The 525-nt window shown below is 58.1% G+C and carries 1 pseudogene; it reads left to right on the top strand.

Annotated features, from left to right (window positions below):
- Positions 1-525 (top strand): annotated as a pseudogene (locus tag AC0T7J_RS25120) (hypothetical protein); the annotation flags it as partial.

Here is a 525-nt window from a genome sequence, read left to right on the forward strand (position 1 = left end):
GTTTCGGGAAACGGCGAAAATCAGCTCGATACCTTCACGTACGCCCCAGGCTCTGCCGAAGCAGACTCCAACCTGCGCGGCCGGTTGATCCGGCAGACAGATCCGTCAGGTTCGCTGGACATCACCGGCTATGCCCTCACCGGACAGGCACTGGTGGAAAAGCGCACTTTTCACGATAACGAAGCGTTCACCAGCCATCAGGTGTTCAGTCCGCTTGGCGCCGTGCTTGAACAGACCGATGCCGGCGGCCATCACAGAGCATCGCGCTATGGTCTTGCCGGGCAGCTCAGGCAAATGGAGCTGCAAGTCGAGACGAAAGTCACGCAGGTCTTGCTGGATGCGCAATACAACGCCAACAATCAGATCACCTCGCAACTGGCCGGTAACGGTGTCCTGAGTCAGTGGACGTATGACCCGGCCGACGGACGCCTGCATACGCGCACCAGTCAAAAAACTGCTCAGCCCAGGTTGCAGGATCTGCAATATTTCTACGATCGCGCCGGCAATATCATCCGCATCGAAGAC

Source organism: Pantoea sp. E956-1, assembly GCF_982223955.1.